The organism is Bacillus cereus group sp. BceL062 (assembly GCF_051780025.1).
In the GTDB taxonomy this organism is placed as follows: domain Bacteria; phylum Bacillota; class Bacilli; order Bacillales; family Bacillaceae_G; genus Bacillus_A; species Bacillus_A toyonensis.
Map to the genome: position 1 here is coordinate 16,317 of NZ_JBPWGY010000003.1, position 17,142 is coordinate 33,458.

The following is a 17,142-nucleotide window of genomic DNA, read 5'->3' on the forward strand; positions in this document are numbered from 1 at the left end:
TCCTATTTATATCACTGTACTACTTATAATAGTTTTGTACTGTACCATATGGGAAACCTGCTTGATTCTCTAGATTTTTTGCATTAAGAAACATTATTGCTATTTTATGCATAAGCAATTCCTTTGCAAAATAGACCTTGTTATGAAACTTCATTTTAAATCTACAATATTTGATTTATGAATAATTTTAAGTTTTCACTTAATTTTTATATTTAAAAATGTATCATTATTTCTTTTTTGTTAAAATGAAGAAAAGGAGGAACGATTATGAAACGAATGTCTTTTGAACGCCCTACTGATTATTACGATGAAAAATTATATACTATCGATGAAAAGATTTGCGCCCTATTAAAAGAACGAAAAGAACTTTCATGTGGTAATCCAGGTTTTCCACATGATGAAGCAATTTATAAATGGGCAAAGCAATACGGATTTTATCCAGACTATCTAAATTCATTATTCTCTACCCTGATGGACGAAGCGGAATTTAAACCTCGCGTTGCACCAACTAATTTCAAAAAACATATACCTGTTTTTAAAGCTTATGAACATAAAGGCATCATGTATACGGTAACTTTTATTCGGCAATATGCCAATGCTAGTGTAATTTATTTATATAGCGATTGGGATTCCACAAATGAAGCTATTAATGCAGAAAAGCCTCTTAGTTTCTTCCAATTATCAATAGATGATACATATGATTGCTGGCCAGAAGGTGGTGGCGGAACTGATGGACATATGAATCATCAATATGTTGTATCTCCTGCCCTTCCTGATAATTTGTCTGGAATAAGCTTACGATTTAAAGAACTCAATATGCCGTTTAGGAAAGATCAAGCTGTGCTTGAATTTGAAATTCAGATAGATTAATAAAGATACTATCTCACAAATCGTTTTCCAAATCCGCTTATTTTTACTTTTATGTCCCTTAAAATGATCCAGCCCCTTTCCAAACTGGATAAGGGGCTATACTTACTTCTTCATACAATTTACTCTTGTTAATTGTTATTAAATTTTCTTACCGTCTTTATAGTCAAGGCAAGACACTTCAATTAACAATCCATTAAACATTGTAAAATAAAAACCATAACTACTTCCTCTCATTGCATACGGTTCCTTGTCTATTTCAATACCACCAGCTACTAAACGATTATATGCTTGATCAACTTCATTTGGAGTATCCACTAAAAAACCAATATGAAAAGCTTCTGGATACACCACTTCCTTATTCCCCTTAAATGCTTTTGGATCACTTAGCACAAGTATAAATCCACTCTCATCGCTCATCACTACAAGTGCCTTTCCTTTTTGCTCCAAAAATTGAAAATCAAAAAAAGTTTCAAAGAAATGTCTCGCTTCTGATAAATCATCAACACATAGATTCAAATGATTTAACTTCATTCACTCATCTCCTTTTAAGTACAGGGTATGTAGACTCATTTTCATAACACTTAAATATGTAAGGTAAGATATTCAAGCGTTCCATCTAAGACTATGCTTTATAGTCTAATACTTTTCTCTATAGCCTAGAACGTTTTTTTAATATGAATGCAATTACATGAATCATTCGACGTGCAATATTAATGTACCTATATATAATAGCCATATTATTTACTTTTCAAATTGTGTAAAACCCACTCAATCAAGAAAATTGCTGAAGAAATACGCTTTATTGTATCCCCTAAAAATAATTTATGAAGTAATGTCTCCAAATGGATTGGTTTATTCGGCAACGCTTGAATATACCTTAAAACAGATCCCGCTGGCGGTGTAGGTTTGTTATTAATAGCCCATATCCCTTCTATCAATGTCCAAGTTGACGTATGAACTATGTATGAAGCTTTTAACTCATCATTTGCTTTCAAAGCAGACTGAATTTTAATGAGCGAACTATGTAACCAATGAGAAATGCCCTTTACTTTATCACTAGCAACTCGATAGTTTTCAAATTTTTGTTTTGCTATTGCCTTTAATTCTTTCAATTCACCGCTTTTATCAAACAAAATTTTCCCTTCTAAAAATGAATATAGTTCCATCTGATTATTTTTAAAGTTTACTTGTATTTGATTAAAATCAGCATACTTATATTCAACTAAAATATCTTCTCTCATTTCAGAATAAAATCGCTTCTTTTGTCCGTCTTCTAAAAGAATATATAAGTCTAAATCCGAATCAGGATATGCATCACCTCTTGCGACAGAACCGATGAGCATAAATCCGGTTACTTTTTCTATAGATAAACATTCGTTTAAAATTATTTCCACTATTTCTTTATGTTTTTCATATGTAATAAATGAAAGGTTTTCTATCACTTACATCCCTCCAGTACTAAAAAAGAGGATACATGTTAATTTCTACAACATGTATCCTCTGCTTATATTTTACGACTGCTGATAAGCCGCTTTCGATGATTTCACATAATAAACACCGTGTTCAACGTTAATGATATGATCTGGTTTTGGTTTACCACGGCCCGCTCTATGTCCAGCTAAATGTTCTTCACTCGTTTCCCAGTTTTTCCATGCCTCTTCAGATTCCCAGCGAATCATAACGACAACTTCTTCATCGCCGCGTCTTACTTTTTTCACAAGAACACTTAAGTCAATGAAGCCTTCAAATTTTTCAATTATGCCTTCTCCAGTGAAACGTTCTACAACTATATTTGATGTACCTTCTTTTACAGTAAATGTTTTCGTTTCGATAAACATATATCCCACTCCCTCTTTGTAATTCGAATACTAGTATTCTTCTATTATAGTTGATTATGATAATTATTTTCAATTACAAAGTTTTAAATCTTTTGAATTATGCTGTTTTCTCTTCAACTGCCTCATCTGAAAATTTAAAATATGGGAGTAATATTCCTATTAAAGAAGTGACACATATAATCGCACCGATGATAAGGTATAGTGCTCTAACTCCCCACATTTCACTTAGTATGCCTCCTACTAACACACCTAACGGCATAGCGGATCGTATGAAAAATAGTCGAACTGAAAATACTTTTCCTATCATATTGTTCGGGACAGTTTGTTGGCATATTGTCGTGTTATGAACATTGAAAAATGCGATGCAAACACCTGCAATCACTTCAGTTATTACCGCAATTATTATACTATGATTGAACCCTAGAGAAATGTATGTGAGCCCTCCTATAAACAATCCACCAAGCATAAGTATACGCCGGCTTTTATATATTACTTTTCCGACTAGTATAGATCCAACTACATAGCCAAGCGGGAAACCAGCCATAAAATAACCAAACTCCGCATATCCTGCGGACAACTCGTCTTTTATATAAGGAAGATTTGTAACCATCGTTACCCCTACTCCAAACTGTACGAAAGTAAGAAATACACCGAGCCAAACGATGATTGGTTTTGTGAAAAAGTATGTAAAACCGTGAAGAAACTGTTCTAGCCACGTTTTTCTCAATTCTTGTTTTACTCTTTTTTCTTTTATGAAAAGTAACAATCCCCCACTAATGAATAGACAAACACAAACGAACAACATTGTTAATTTGATTCCAATGAATGTAATAACGATACCACCTAATAGTGGCGCAAGAAACATCATAAGACGAGTCATTCCATCAATATACGCATTTGCATCTTGAAGTTGTTCTTTACTTACAATGCTCGGTGTAATTGCTTGACTTGCAGGTGTATAAAGCGGTGTAATGAGCCCAATTATAATTTGAACGACATACACGTGCCAAACTTCTATATTACTAGTAACTACCATGACTAAAGGTAGTAAGAAAACAGATGCCCGCATCCATTGCGAAAAAATCATAATCCACTTTCGGCTCCATTTATCAATAAATGGTCCGCTTATTAGTTGCAGTATGAGAGATGGGATAAAATATAATAACCACATACTACTTAATGCTGTTTTTGATCCCGTTAACTCATAAACAAGAATTGAATTACACAACGTCCCGAAAGCTCCGCCTAATTCCGAAATTGCGCTACCAATCCACATAAAAAAGAATGAACGATTTTTCAATACACTCTTCACTATAGCTCACCAACTTTTCTATTTAATTCCTCCCTTTATGTACATTCTCGTTGTATATTATCTATTTAAAAATACATCTAATTCTTTCGCTAACGACTGCACTGCTTTTTTTCTCAATACATATTTTCCGTCATGTATATCAACTAACTTAGCCGAACGTAATAATTTTAAATGATGATGCACTGTCGATTTACCAAGTTGCAGTCTCTCCGTAATTTCCTGCAATGTACGTTCTTTTTCAAACAACATTTTTACAATTCGTAATCTCGCTTCATCCCCAAGTGCTTTATGTTTTTGAACTAAAAAATAATTCGGCTCATACGGATCTTCTGGATGTATACTTTCATTTGCGACAGGATAATGAAACACTTTCGTATCTTCAATATCAGCTTCTATATTCCACGGCCTGTACGTCAGTTGCGGGATAAGAAGTACGTAATGAACACTTGGCTCTGGCATATAGTTAACGCCACCAGTCGCCCACTCGACAAACTCTTCCGGTTTCATCTTTTTATTCATTTCATTCTTTTCTTCATAGTCTCGCTTTAATATAGAAAGTAATTGCTCTTCCTCTTTTTTAATAACACTCTCATACCATCCTGTCATAACGGCGATAAAATGGTCCTTTAGTTCTTGTATATCACTATTACATATAAAGCTAATATACGTAGAGAAAAACTGATGATCCTGTGTCAGTTCCTTTAATTTTTGTATTGCAGTTACGTCTCCATTTCCTGCTAAACGTCTTTTTTCTTCATACTTCTCTCCTACAAAGGGTAAACATATATACTTTAAATCTTCTTCTGAAAGCGAATCGATATTCGCAATAAACTGTGATAGATTTTGAAAATCTCCTTCATACAACAACTGAAGCAGCGCTTTCCACGTATTATGCTCTTCTACAAACTGTAAGTGCTCCCTCATTTCTTCTGTTAATGATTGTCTAATTTCTTCCCATTCGCTTTGGGATTTTTCAAGTGTGTCTATTAACCTTTTATGAGTAATTGCCGCAATGCCAAGTGCACATTCGAAAAGTATCGAATACTTCATTTGAATATGGTACGTTTCCCTCTTTCTACTCGTTACATGAAAGACTTCCATTTGATCCCCTCCTTATTGGCTATATATTTAATTCTATAATTATCGAATAATACCTTCTATATTTTTAGAATTATATTACAATTACCGAAAACTAAAGACTATGATAATCTTTTTAATCCTTACTCCATTAAAACGCCGATTGTTAAATACCTTATTAATAATGGAGGTTCCTTTTTTTAGCTCTTTTATACGTTGCAGTTCATATTCTTGTTCTACACTATAGGGCAGGCATATTGAAGAGAAAGGAGAATGTATTACATGGAGAAAAATAATGTAGAAAGCGTATGTTTATTTTTGCAATTACTAAAGTTAAGAGTACAAAAGATATTTATTAAAAAAGAATTAAAAAAGTATACTTGGCAACAAACAGTAAAGCGAACGCTTCAAGTACATGATGCCTTACAATCTTCATTAACATCTCTTCAAGAAGCAGAACTGGATCAACCGATTCCTTCTCTACCTGTTTGGCAACAATATATGAATATCCTTTTGCACGATGCTTATCATACAGGACAAATTATACAACTTCGGAAACTCCAAGGTTCATGGCCAACTCATCGTTCTTATTTATAAATAATGATTAAAATTGCTTAAGTTTAACATGCCACAAAACAATTGAACGCAGTTAACTGTTACATCAATTTCTCTCCCGTAATTACTACTATTACCCAAGATAAAGTAATAAGAAAAAGAGCATCGTAACAGACATAGTCTAGATACGAACCGAAAGAAGTGAAAACGTTAGGTTTTATAAAATTACTTTTATTGCTACAGATAATAAGTGGGAATCTACCGAAGGACCTTTTTATATCAATGTCCCACATTACAAAGAACTAAATGGGCCTGCTGTAGATAATGGACAATTATTTGATTTTACATTAGCTGAATAAATTCAAAAAAAGCAAATGAGATGCTAGCTCTCATTTGCTTTTTTGTAAATCTATGTTTATTAATAGTATAAAATATTAGCCCAAACCAATCGGGTATTTCCAGACCGTAATCCCCCATCTAACTTCTTCACATGCGCCGCTTATTGATTCATTTGCGCATCGTTCAATAGCTCAATTATTTCACTTAACATTTCTTCTGTAAATGCGCCTGCACTAAAGTTTACTAACGCTCGTAACGGCATGTAATTTAGCATAGCATCCATCATTTCAGAGGCATCACTATCCCCTTCAGCCATACTTGCAAACGGGCTGTCTTTTAATGTTTTTTCCATAAGCTCTTTTGCAATTGGTGCTAACATTCGGTCCGTAAATATGTCCCCTAGTAACGTATTCCGATGCACTGTTTTTTTAATTATAGTCGTTGATTGAACGAATATGTTATCTTGTAAAACAATCTCTCTTGAAGACTTTCCTACTAAAATTTCGAATTCACCTGTTTCAACATGCCAGTCCTTCAATTCAACATTATAATAAGCAAATGACCTGTTATTTAAAGTAAAACTAACCGTTTTTTCTTCTCCCGGTTGCAACTCTACTTTTTCAAATCCTTTTAATTCTTTTTCAGGACGAATCATACTACTTTCAACATCTTTTATATACAGCTGAACAATTTCTTTCCCAGCTATACTACCAGCATTTTTCACATTTACAAGAACAGAAACAGTATCCGTATCCTTTATCTCGTTTTTACTTATTGAAAGTTTACTATACTCAAAGTTTGTATAACTTAACCCAAAGCCAAATGGGAACAATGGTTCAATATTTTTTGCATCATAATAACGGTATCCAACGAACACGCCTTCTTTATATTCTACTTTATCACCTTCACCCGGGAAGTTTAAGTAAGAAGGATTATCGCTTAAAACTTCCGGGAATGTTTCTGCTAGTTTCCCACTTGGATTCGCATCACCAAATAATAAATCAGCAATTGCTCCGCCTAATGCTTGGCCACCTAAATAGCCTTCAAGTATTCCTTTTACTTTACCTATCCATGGCATTTCAATTGGCGCACCATTACTTAAAACTACAACGATATTACTTTGAACTTCAGCAATAGCCTCAATTAATTGCACGTGATTTTCTGGCATTTGTAAATGTTTTCGATCAAAGCCTTCTGATTCATAACGATCTGGAAGCCCAACGAAAAGGACAGCTGTATCTGCGCTCTCAGCTATTTTTTTTGCTTCATTAATCAAGTTTTCATCTACGTCATCGCTTGCAAGATCATAACCTTGTGCAAATAAAATGTTCGTTTTTTCACCTGATACCATTTCAAGTTCTTCAAAAATACTTTCAAGCTTTGTTGGATTAATATGAGAGCTTCCGCCGCCTTGATAACGTGGTTGCTTTGCAAATTCTCCAATTACCGCTACCATCCCCTCTTTTTTTAGCGGAAGAATGGAATCTTCATTTTGTAACATAACCATACTTTCACTTGCAACTTCCCTTGCAAGCTGATGATGCGTGTCCTTACTATACGTAGCGTTTTCTAATTGATTATCATAAGCTTTAAAAATAATGTAAAGAAGACGCTCAACTGCTTGATTAAGCTTTTCTACACTTAGCTCACCACAATTAATTGCATCAATAATTTTCTTCTCACCAATTCCAAAGCTTGAAGGCATTTCTAACTCTAAACCGTTCGCTAAACTTGCAACACGTTCATTTACTGCGCCCCAATCAGATACGACAAAGCCTTCAAATCCCCATTCATCTTTTAAAATATCATGTAACAAATAGTTATTTTCCGAAGCGTATTCACCATTTACTTTATTGTAAGCACTCATTACTGTCCAAGGCTGTGCTTCCTTAATAACATCTTCAAAGCTTGCAAGGTAAATTTCACGTAAAGTTCTTTCATCAACAATTGCATCTACAGACATTCTGCGATGCTCTTGATTATTAGCTGCGAAATGCTTTAATGACGTTCCAACGCCTTGACTTTGGACGCCTTTAACATGATTTATAGCCATTTGCGATGATAAATACGGGTCCTCTGAAAAATATTCAAAATTTCTTCCGCATAGCGGTGAACGTTTAATATTTGCACCTGGTCCAAGGAGAACACCTACATGTTCAGCCTGACATTCTTCTCCTAATGCAACTCCTACTTCATGTATTAAGTCTTTATTCCATGTACTTGCTAACCCTACTGCTGAAGGGAAACAAGTCGATGAAATACTGTTATAAATCCCTAAGTGATCTGCTCCCTCTGCCTGTTTTCTTAGACCATGTGGTCCATCAGTTACCATAATTGATGGAATCCCTAATCGTTCAATCCCTTTTGTATTCCAAAAGTCTAATCCAGAACATAGACTTGCCTTTTCTTCTAGCGTCATTTCAGAAATGATTTTCTTAATATCTCTTTTCATGATAGCCCTCCTAAAAAACATATAAGTAAACGCTTTCTTAATGATATTATAGTTATTATCTTTTAGATATTATGGTATATTTTTTAGAATGCTTGTAAAAATTTTAGCTGTTTTTTAAAGAATAGAGGTTAAAATAATGAATTGCTCCAAACGAGAAGATCTATATTATATTTGTAAGCTAGTCTTTGATCTACATAAAACACCTATCTATTTTCTTACTAACAAAGGAGATTTAGTATTTGAAATCTCGTCCAATATTCTGCATAACCCTATGTATTCTTCCAAAGAGGCAATACTGAATGAACTATATAAGGAACAGCCTTCCTATACTTTTCCGTCACTAGTAGAGACCGCCTTTCTCGAAAACTTTTTCGCAATTCATCTGCGTTTGAACGACCAAATTAGTGGGAATATAATTGTTGGACCAGTCCTTTATTCCAGGCTATCAGAAACATCAATTAACGGCATTATTAATGATCTTCAACTAAAAATAAACAAAGAAGAAATGATTCGATATTATCGTTCTCTACCCGTATTAAATAATATGAGTTTTTTAAATGTAAGTTTAGTGCTTTATTACATGCTATATCAGAAACAGTTGGACATAGCTGATATACTGCAAAAAAACATGCTAATAAAAAAGGTGGAATTTGAAATTGAACAGCCTGATGTACATATATCAGAGCAACGACAAAGTACATTAACTCATATCGATCCACTAGCCGAGAGGAAAATATTTGAATGTATTAAGCAAGGGAAAAAGGAGGAGTTAATTAAAAATCTAAGGAGATTACCTGAATCAGGAGAACTTGGGGTGTTATCAAAGACAAGTCACCTGCGAAGCCAAAAGAATTCTGCCATTGCAGCTATTACACTTGCAACTAGATCTGCTATTGAAGGCGGAGTTTTCCCTGAAATCGCATATACTATTAGTGATTTATTTATACAAAAACTCGAAGAAATACATAAAAATGAAGCAATACCCCCTTTTTTAGAGAATGCTTTACTTGAGTTTGCAGAACGTGTCAAAAATAGTACAATGCAGCAACATTCAAAACATATAAACGTATGTCAAAATTATATATTCACTCATCTTTATGGTGATATTACACTAAATATCCTTGCAGAAATAGTCACATTAAACCCTAGTTATTTATCTTCCCTTTTCAAAAAAGAAGTTGGAATTTCTTTAAATGAATATATTCAGCGTGCGAAAGTCGATGAGTCAAAAAAGTTAATGACATATACGAGACATTCTATATCCGAAATTTCTACATTACTAAATTTTCACGACCAAAGTCATTTTACAAAGGTATTTAAAAAACATAATGGTATTTCGCCTAAACAATTTAAAAATGGATGCAGTTATTAGTTATCCTTCGTTCCGTCAATAGATTTAATTTGTTGCTTTACATTCCTAATACATATACTTTATAAAGCGAAAACATTAATTGGTAGTACATTAATTGAAATAGATGAATGCTAAACATAATTCACATTCTTCATAACTCCTGATCATAATCCAAATTTGGAAGAATAGAGGCTTTTTTATATACAAATAATAAGCCTCAAGGAGTTGTTGACATGCATTTCATATTAAATATGTTAGGGATTTTTGTTGTAATATTAATCGTCTTCCTTTGTTCGCCTAATAAAAGAAAAATAAAATGGAGACCAATCGTTATTCTAATCATATTGGAGCTTTTTATTACGTGGTTTATGTTAGGCACCAAATTGGGCAGTATTATCATTAATAAAATTGCGTCATTTTTCAGTTGGCTACTATCGTGCGCGAATGAAGGTATTCGTTTTGCATTTCCTTCAGCTATGGAAAATCAAACAGTTGATTTCTTCTTTAGCGCCTTACTTCCTATCATTTTTGTTATCACTTTTTTTGATATCCTTTCCTATTTTGGAGTCTTAACTTGGATCATTGATAAAGTTGGTGCACTTATTTCTAAGATTTCTCGTTTACCAAAGTTAGAAAGTTTCTTTTCCATTCAAATGATGTTTTTAGGAAATACGGAAGCACTTGCGGTTGTTCGTGATCAATTATCTGTTTTAAAAGAAAATCGTTTGTTGACTTTTGGAATTATGAGTATGAGTAGTGTCAGCGGATCCATTCTTGGTGCTTATCTATCAATGGTTCCAGCAACATATATTTTCAGCGCTATTCCTTTAAACTGTATTAACGCATTAATTTTAGCGAATGTTTTAAATCCTATTGAAGTTACGAAAGAAGAAGATGTTGTTTATAAACCTTCAAAAAATGAAAAAAAAGATTTCTTTTCTACTATTTCAAACAGTATGTTAGTCGGAATGAATATGGTAATCGTTATTTTAGCTATGGTAATTGGATATGTAGCTTTAACAGCATGTTTAAATGGTATTTTAAGCTTTTTTGTAGCAGGTTTAACAATTCAAAAAATCTTCTCCATTATCTTTAGCCCCTTTGCTTTTTTACTCGGTTTAACAGGTAAAGATGCTATGTATGTAGCTGAATTAATGGGAATCAAAATCACAACGAATGAATTTGTTGCCATGATGGATTTAAAATCAAACTTAAAGTCTTTACAACCGCATACGATTGCTGTTGCAACTACATTTCTAGCCTCTTTCGCTAACTTTAGTACAGTAGGTATGATATACGGAACTTACAATTCATTATTTGGCGGAGAAAAATCATCAATAATCGGTAAAAATGTTTGGAAGCTTCTTGTTAGCGGAATGGCTGTTTCCTTGTTAAGTGCTATGCTCGTAGGGCTTTTTGTGTGGTAAATCAATACTTATAATAACGAAAGACACCTAAATGAAATTGGGTGTCTTTCGTTATTATTTCACTTTTTCTTTTATAATTTTTTATCCCCGAATCTGTCCATTCCCACGAATCACATATTTTGTAGAAGTTAATGCAGGAAGCCCCATTGGTCCCCTTACGTGTAGCTTTTGCGTACTGATGCCAATTTCTGCGCCAAATCCGAATTCAGATCCATCCGTAAAACGAGTCGATGCATTATGATAAAGTGCTGCGGCATCAACGGATGTGAAAAACTTGCTGACGTTTTCCTCGTTTTCTGAAATAATCGCTTCAGAATGCATAGATCCATACGTATTTATGTGATGAATCGCTTCTTCTACTGTAGAAACGACTTTAACTGCTAGCGTGAGAGATAAAAACTCAGTTTCCCAATCCTCTTCTGAAGCGAATGCAATAGAAGAATCAATTGCCAATGCTTTCTTATCACCACGTAGCTCCACGCCTCCTTCCTTCAATAAAGAAAACAGTTCGCTACCAAATTGCTGCGCCCACTTTTCATGAAGTATAATCGTTTCAATTGCATTACATACAGATGGACGCTGCGTTTTTGCATTTATAATAATATTAAATGCCATTTGTTTATCCGCTGTTTCATCAATGAAAATATGACAATTTCCCGCACCTGTTTCAAGTACTGGAACAGACGCTTCTCTTACTACAGTATCGATTAATTGCTTGCCACCTCTTGGGATAAGAACATCCAAGTAGTCATTTAATGTAAATAACTGCTTCGCGCTATCTCGCGTCGTATCTTCTATGAGCTGTACACTTTCTTGAGGCAAGCTCGTTTGTTTGAGCGCTCGGTGAATTACAGCAACGATCGCTTTATTAGAATGGATAGCGGAAGAGCTACCACGCAATATGACTGCATTTCCTGTTTTCAAACAAATTGTAGCAGCATCTACTGTCACATTCGGCCTTGCCTCATAAATCATCCCGACAACACCAAGTGGTACTCGCATCTCCTGAATAGATAGTCCATTTGGTCTTTCCCATGCACTTACACATTCCCCAACAGGATCACGTAAATCAATTAGCTGCTTAATTCCCTCAGTCATATCAATGATACGTTGTTCATTCAGCATAAGACGATCAAGGAGTGACTCAGAAAATCCTTTTGCCTTACCTTCTTCAATATCCCGTTTGTTTTCCTCTACAATATAAGCTGTTTCTACTATCAACTGATCAGCAATTGCGGTAAGTGCTTCATTTTTTTGATTTGTAGATGTAAGCACAAGTTCTCTAGCAACCTCTTTCGCTTTTTTCCCCTTTGCCAACACTTCATTCATTTTTATTTCCTCCTTTTTAAAGGTTAATCAGTATATTATTTGAGAACCATTTAACACGAGTATCTAAAACTAACCTGCCCATTCAAATTTGCGTGCTCTCTTTTCTTAAAATGAAACCCAATGATCTCTATGGATGACTTCATAATTATGCCTTTCGCCTCTTGCTTGAATATCTTGGCTTTGCATACCTTTTAAATTCCTTAGTTCCTCCGCGCTATATGTGCATTGTCCTTTTCCTATTACGCGCCCTTGTTGCGTAATTACTTCCACGACTTCACCCACTTGGAAAAATCCTGACACATTTGTAACACCAGCAGGAAGAAGGCTCTTTCCATGTTGAATGATAGCAGTAGCTGCCCCGGCATCTACTTCAATTTGACCGCTAACAAGCGAATGCAAGGCGATCCATTGCTTGTTCATTTTAATTACTTTTTGAGGAGCATTACCGATATACGTTCCATCACCTTTGCCCTTCAAAACATCTAAAAACTTTTCCTGTCCACGTCCTGTTCCGATAAATACACTCACTCCAAGAGATAGTGCCGTCTTTGCAGCATCGATTTTTGATTTCATACCGCCAGTCCCAAGTTTTGAACCAGCATCTCCAGCAAGAGAAGCGATTTCTTCCGTAACTTCAGGAAGAAAATAATATTTTTTCGCATCCGTATTTTTTTGAGGATTTTTGTCATATAAACCGTTCACATCCGTAAAAATCATAAGCATATCTGCCGACACAAGTCCGCTTACTAAAGCTGACAGCATATCATTATCACCGAACGTCAGCTCCTCTAAAGAAATGGAATCATTTTCATTGATGATAGGAAGAGCGGAACGGTTTAGTAGCTCTCCTAAAGTAGCGTACGCGTTACTGTATTGTTCTTTTCTAGAAAAATCACTTCTCGTTAATAAAAGTTGTGCAGTAACAATATCATATTTACGGAACTCCTCTGTGTACGCCTGCATTAATAAACTTTGTCCGACAGCTGCTGCAGCCTGTTTCCCTTTAGTTGTCACTGGTCTGCTAGGATACCCAAGAGCAGAAAAACCTGCTGCGACGGCTCCAGATGTAATTAACAAAACTTCATGCCCTTCCTGTTTCAGTCGTGCCAATGCGGCAACGTGATCTGAAAGTTGTTCTTTAGAAATGCCTCCATGACTATCTGCCAAGGAACTACTCCCTATCTTTACAACAATTCGTTGTTTTTTCACTTTTGTAACCCCCAAGTCTAAAATCAAAGTTTTTATACATTACACTTCTATTCATTCAGTTTGCAGCTATATTTATTCTCATCCATGCTGCCCTGTAGTATGAAAGAGCAAAATAAAAATGACCGCTTCGCCCTTAATAAAATAATAAGGACGAAACGGTCATTGTTCCGCGGTACCACCTTGATTGATATACATAGATATCCACTTGACGCCTATAACGCAGGCGAACGCCTAAACTTTCATTTAAGACTCAGGGATAGGTTCGATACATTCTATACGAGGAATCTTTCAGCCGGTGAATTCCACTCTCTTTCGTAAGAAGACATATGTACTAATTCCCTTCAACGATTTTCGATCTGATTTTTTTATATTATGCGATATAGTTCGATTCGGTGTCAAGAGGTATTTTTAAAAATAAATAGAGCCGCAAGTTACTTGTATGAAATTATCGCCCTACTGAATGAAAATAAAAATTGATATAAGTTTAACTCATATTCATAAGCATAAAACCTTAAATTATAGTGTATATATTTACATAATGTCGAATATAATTAATTTTTATCTTTTAGTGTTGCAAAAAGGAATATATTCTCTTAGAATGTTTCTTTATATTGCACAGGGATGTTATTCTTATTCTAAGATAATAATATCAAACCGATATAATTAATTATAAAAGGAGCAAGATCGAGTTATTATGAACAAACAAATTGGATTCATCGGATGCGGAAATATGGGGATGGCTATAATTGGCGGTATGATAAACAATAATATAGTATCTTCAAATAAAATCATGTGTTCAGATTTGAACACTATGAATTTAAAAAATGCTAGTGAAAAATACGGGATAACTACAACTACTGACAACAATGAAGTAGCTAAAAATGCTGATATTTTAATTTTATCAATCAAACCAGACTTATACTCCTCCGTAATTAATGAAATAAAAGAAGTAATCAAAAACGACGTTATCGTCGTAACAATCGCTGCAGGGAAAAGCATTAATAGTACTGAAGATGCCTTTGATAAAAAATTAAAGGTTGTGAGAGTAATGCCTAATACTCCTGCTCTTGTTGGAGAAGGAATGTCTGCTTTATGCCCTAACGAAATGGTTACAGAAAAAGATTTAGAAGATGTACTAAACATTTTCAATAGTTTTGGTCAAACAGAGATCGTAAGCGAAAAATTAATGGATGTTGTAACATCTGTAAGTGGTTCTTCGCCAGCATACGTATATATGATTATAGAAGCGATGGCAGATGCTGCTGTACTAGATGGTATGCCAAGAAATCAAGCATATAAATTCGCAGCTCAAGCTGTGTTAGGTTCTGCAAAAATGGTATTGGAAACAGGAATACATCCAGGTGCATTGAAAGATATGGTTTGTTCCCCAGGCGGAACGACAATAGAGGCTGTAGCAACATTAGAAGAAAAAGGCTTGCGAACAGCCATCATTTCAGCTATGCAACGTTGCACGCAAAAGTCTATTGAATTATCTAATCAAACTAAAAAGTAAACACTAATTACAAACTGTTTTTGACTATATACACATGTAGTTTACATACCCCTATTTTCGCCAAAAGATAAACGGACAAATTCATAAATGATTGAGTTTGCCCGTTTTGTTTTTATTATATTAAAATAATTATATTCAAATCCTCTTTTTGGCTTCTATTTCTATACCTTCTGAATGTTATGTTTTCCATTCATTCACTTTTATACACACCTAACTATGACTGTGTAATTTTATTAGATACAAGTAATTTTTCAATACATATCGGTAACATATCGAATAGCGTTTCAAATGCGTAATTTACGTCTAGACGCTCTGTCCATTGATGTGCATCTTTTCCTACCGGCCCCATATTTAATACTGGAACGTCAAACTCTTCTAATTCCTGAAGTGGAATTGAATAGCCTTTATCCCATAATGGCATATTGTCTACAAGAGAACTCATTGAATCCAATGGGTTCTGTAAGCCCACATAGCTTAAATCTGAAATTCCTCCAAAATAATTTTGATTTTCAAATGTAATGCTATGATTGTATTGGGCATACTTTTCCATTTCTACAACTACCTCTTTAATGAAAGGATTGTTGCGTGAACTCACAGCTGGATAGTACGGCGGAGCGAAGAAAAGTACAATCATCGGCGCTTTTTCTTTACATAATATAGCTAATTTATCAACTAAATCGATTGTTACTGCACGATCATCTTTATCTTCTCTATTTTTTATAATATTAGATTGAATATCATTTATTGTCTCTTTTCCATGTTGTTCAATTGCATACGCGATAAGCTCTTCATACGTTAATACATTTACTTTAAGATTAGGAGGTATGAACGGATTATATTTAGAAAAACGATATGCTTGCTTCTCGTAAGACTCTTCGATTTTCTCTGCTACTTTCGTTACTTTTTGACGCAGCAACGAAACGACATCTGTCATCGATTTTTCTAGTAAAAACAAATTAAATAGTGTGACTGCACGATGCGGAATTTGTACAGAATAGTCCTCTTTTAAGTCTCTTTGAAGCAAGTTAGTTGGTGGAGGACTCGCTTCACCATCTACAATATCACAAAGGTCCGTATTCAACTCTAATTCTGCTGTTAATAATGCAGCCATATAACTCCCATTTAAGCCTGCAAAAGGTTCACCTACATGTGTCTCTTTTCCATAGCAAAGGAAACCAGGTAACACCTTCCCAATAGAACCAGTATAAATATACTTATTTTGGTCCCCAGGATGCCTTGAAAACATAGGCTCTGAATTTAGAACCGTTTTAAATTCTAAATCATGTTCTCTTGCTAAATCTAATAATCTCGGAACAGCTGCTCTCATCCCTACGGAGTTCACTTCTTCATCTGGAACAGCTAATAAAAGAACATTCCCATCAAATCTTCCTTCACAAGCTTGCTCAACCATTGCCATTTGTAAAGCTAGACCACATTTCATATCCATTGTCCCTCTACCAAATAGCCAATCTCCCTGTTCTATATCTTCACGTACATGATCTGGTAGTTCATCTTTATGAGAGTAAAACATAGATGTTAACTTTTTAGGATGAAATGCATCTTCTTTCCACACTCCATAATCTTGTACATCTACAACATCAAAATGACTAACAAGAATTACAGTATTTTTCGTACTATCACTTTTCTTTACTAGGGCGGTAACAAAATATCGTCCATCCCCCGTCGGATTTTTTTGCAAATGATGCGGATTTTGTTTGAAATACTGTAAGTCAGATAATTGTTCTACAACAAAGTCTGGTAATATAACTTCAGCTTCTGAACCTGTAATACTAGGAATTTCAACAAGATTGCTTAATAACTGAATCAATTGTTCTTTTGATTGCCACTTTGACATAGTACCCCCCCTATT

14 protein-coding genes and 1 other annotated feature are annotated in these 17,142 nt (G+C 34.6%); of the genes, 5 read left to right on the forward strand and 9 right to left on the reverse strand.

From position 1 onward, the window contains the following. The first annotated feature begins 267 nt into the window (after positions 1-267). Positions 268-870, forward strand: coding sequence for a hypothetical protein (locus tag ACS2MN_RS08400; protein WP_088054806.1), 603 nt, complete (start codon positions 268-270; stop codon positions 868-870). A gap of 138 nt (positions 871-1,008) precedes the next feature. Here the strand turns inward: ACS2MN_RS08400 and ACS2MN_RS08405 are convergent, their stop codons facing one another. The 5 genes from ACS2MN_RS08405 to ACS2MN_RS08425 form a co-directional block, all read right to left on the reverse strand. Beyond that, positions 1,009-1,401 carry a VOC family protein gene (locus ACS2MN_RS08405; RefSeq protein WP_438894682.1) on the reverse strand — a complete coding sequence of 131 codons (393 nt, stop codon included), beginning with the start codon at positions 1,399-1,401 and terminating at the stop codon, positions 1,009-1,011. Between the two features lie 206 nt (positions 1,402-1,607). After that, a complete protein-coding gene (locus ACS2MN_RS08410) occupies positions 1,608-2,312 on the reverse strand; it encodes a nucleotidyltransferase family protein (protein WP_087949195.1) in 705 nt (234 codons plus the stop codon). 69 nt (positions 2,313-2,381) lie between these two features. Continuing rightward, positions 2,382-2,708, reverse strand: coding sequence for a heme-degrading monooxygenase HmoA (gene hmoA, locus ACS2MN_RS08415; RefSeq protein ID WP_000469501.1), 327 nt, complete (start codon positions 2,706-2,708; stop codon positions 2,382-2,384). 97 nt (positions 2,709-2,805) lie between these two features. Beyond that, a complete protein-coding gene (locus tag ACS2MN_RS08420; protein WP_438894683.1) occupies positions 2,806-4,020 on the reverse strand; it encodes an MFS transporter in 1,215 nt (404 codons plus the stop codon). A 57-nt stretch (positions 4,021-4,077) separates the two neighbouring features. Beyond that, on the reverse strand, positions 4,078-5,121 hold the full coding sequence (locus tag ACS2MN_RS08425; protein WP_000451629.1) for an ArsR/SmtB family transcription factor: 1,044 nt from the start codon (positions 5,119-5,121) through the stop codon (positions 4,078-4,080). A gap of 258 nt (positions 5,122-5,379) precedes the next feature. Here ACS2MN_RS08425 and ACS2MN_RS08430 point away from each other — a divergent pair, with 258 nt between their 5' ends. After that, positions 5,380-5,694, forward strand: a complete 315-nt coding sequence (locus ACS2MN_RS08430) for a hypothetical protein (protein WP_000414473.1) — start codon at positions 5,380-5,382, stop codon at positions 5,692-5,694. A 457-nt stretch (positions 5,695-6,151) separates the two neighbouring features. Here ACS2MN_RS08430 and ACS2MN_RS08435 read toward each other — a convergent pair whose 3' ends face one another. Beyond that, complete coding sequence (locus tag ACS2MN_RS08435; RefSeq protein ID WP_103591483.1) at positions 6,152-8,443, reverse strand: glycoside hydrolase family 3 C-terminal domain-containing protein; 2,292 nt, start codon at positions 8,441-8,443, stop codon at positions 6,152-6,154. 136 nt (positions 8,444-8,579) lie between these two features. On the opposite strand from ACS2MN_RS08435, the gene ACS2MN_RS08440 reads away from it, so the two are divergent. Both ACS2MN_RS08440 and ACS2MN_RS08445 read left to right on the forward strand, forming a co-directional pair. Then, positions 8,580-9,815 carry a helix-turn-helix domain-containing protein gene (locus ACS2MN_RS08440; RefSeq protein ID WP_000995837.1) on the forward strand — a complete coding sequence of 412 codons (1,236 nt, stop codon included), beginning with the start codon at positions 8,580-8,582 and terminating at the stop codon, positions 9,813-9,815. A gap of 212 nt (positions 9,816-10,027) precedes the next feature. Next, positions 10,028-11,221, forward strand: coding sequence for a nucleoside transporter C-terminal domain-containing protein (locus ACS2MN_RS08445; RefSeq protein ID WP_000545491.1), 1,194 nt, complete (start codon positions 10,028-10,030; stop codon positions 11,219-11,221). Positions 11,222-11,302: 81 nt separating this feature from the next. Here ACS2MN_RS08445 and ACS2MN_RS08450 read toward each other — a convergent pair whose 3' ends face one another. Together ACS2MN_RS08450 and proB are read right to left on the reverse strand one after the other, a co-directional pair. After that, positions 11,303-12,550, reverse strand: coding sequence for a glutamate-5-semialdehyde dehydrogenase (locus ACS2MN_RS08450; protein ID WP_001006646.1), 1,248 nt, complete (start codon positions 12,548-12,550; stop codon positions 11,303-11,305). Between the two features lie 105 nt (positions 12,551-12,655). Further along, positions 12,656-13,759 (reverse strand): glutamate 5-kinase, encoded by a 1,104-nt coding sequence (gene proB, locus ACS2MN_RS08455; protein WP_000744733.1) that lies wholly within the window; start codon positions 13,757-13,759, stop codon positions 12,656-12,658. A gap of 143 nt (positions 13,760-13,902) precedes the next feature. Further along, positions 13,903-14,113, reverse strand: a binding site (T-box leader). Between the two features lie 340 nt (positions 14,114-14,453). On the opposite strand from proB, the gene proC reads away from it, so the two are divergent. After that, a complete protein-coding gene (gene proC / locus ACS2MN_RS08460) occupies positions 14,454-15,272 on the forward strand; it encodes a pyrroline-5-carboxylate reductase (protein ID WP_001041316.1) in 819 nt (272 codons plus the stop codon). A 214-nt stretch (positions 15,273-15,486) separates the two neighbouring features. Here the strand turns inward: proC and ACS2MN_RS08465 are convergent, their stop codons facing one another. After that, positions 15,487-17,127 (reverse strand): M20/M25/M40 family metallo-hydrolase, encoded by a 1,641-nt coding sequence (locus ACS2MN_RS08465; RefSeq protein WP_000049536.1) that lies wholly within the window; start codon positions 17,125-17,127, stop codon positions 15,487-15,489. Positions 17,128-17,142 lie beyond the last annotated feature (15 nt).

Bases quoted from the DNA above. Each gene is read 5' to 3' on its own strand.
- ACS2MN_RS08440 (WP_000995837.1), top strand. From the start codon at position 8,580: ATGAATTGCTCCAAACGAGAAGATCTATATTATATTTGTAAGCTAGTC.
- ACS2MN_RS08450 (WP_001006646.1), bottom strand. From the start codon at position 12,550: ATGAATGAAGTGTTGGCAAAGGGGAAAAAAGCGAAAGAGGTTGCTAGA.
- ACS2MN_RS08400 (WP_088054806.1), top strand. From the start codon at position 268: ATGAAACGAATGTCTTTTGAACGCCCTACTGATTATTACGATGAAAAA.
- ACS2MN_RS08430 (WP_000414473.1), top strand. From the start codon at position 5,380: ATGGAGAAAAATAATGTAGAAAGCGTATGTTTATTTTTGCAATTACTA.
- ACS2MN_RS08405 (WP_438894682.1), bottom strand. From the start codon at position 1,401: ATGAAGTTAAATCATTTGAATCTATGTGTTGATGATTTATCAGAAGCG.
- ACS2MN_RS08435 (WP_103591483.1), bottom strand. From the start codon at position 8,443: ATGAAAAGAGATATTAAGAAAATCATTTCTGAAATGACGCTAGAAGAA.
- ACS2MN_RS08445 (WP_000545491.1), top strand. From the start codon at position 10,028: ATGCATTTCATATTAAATATGTTAGGGATTTTTGTTGTAATATTAATC.
- proC (WP_001041316.1), top strand. From the start codon at position 14,454: ATGAACAAACAAATTGGATTCATCGGATGCGGAAATATGGGGATGGCT.
- hmoA (WP_000469501.1), bottom strand. From the start codon at position 2,708: ATGTTTATCGAAACGAAAACATTTACTGTAAAAGAAGGTACATCAAAT.
- ACS2MN_RS08465 (WP_000049536.1), bottom strand. From the start codon at position 17,127: ATGTCAAAGTGGCAATCAAAAGAACAATTGATTCAGTTATTAAGCAAT.
- ACS2MN_RS08425 (WP_000451629.1), bottom strand. From the start codon at position 5,121: ATGGAAGTCTTTCATGTAACGAGTAGAAAGAGGGAAACGTACCATATT.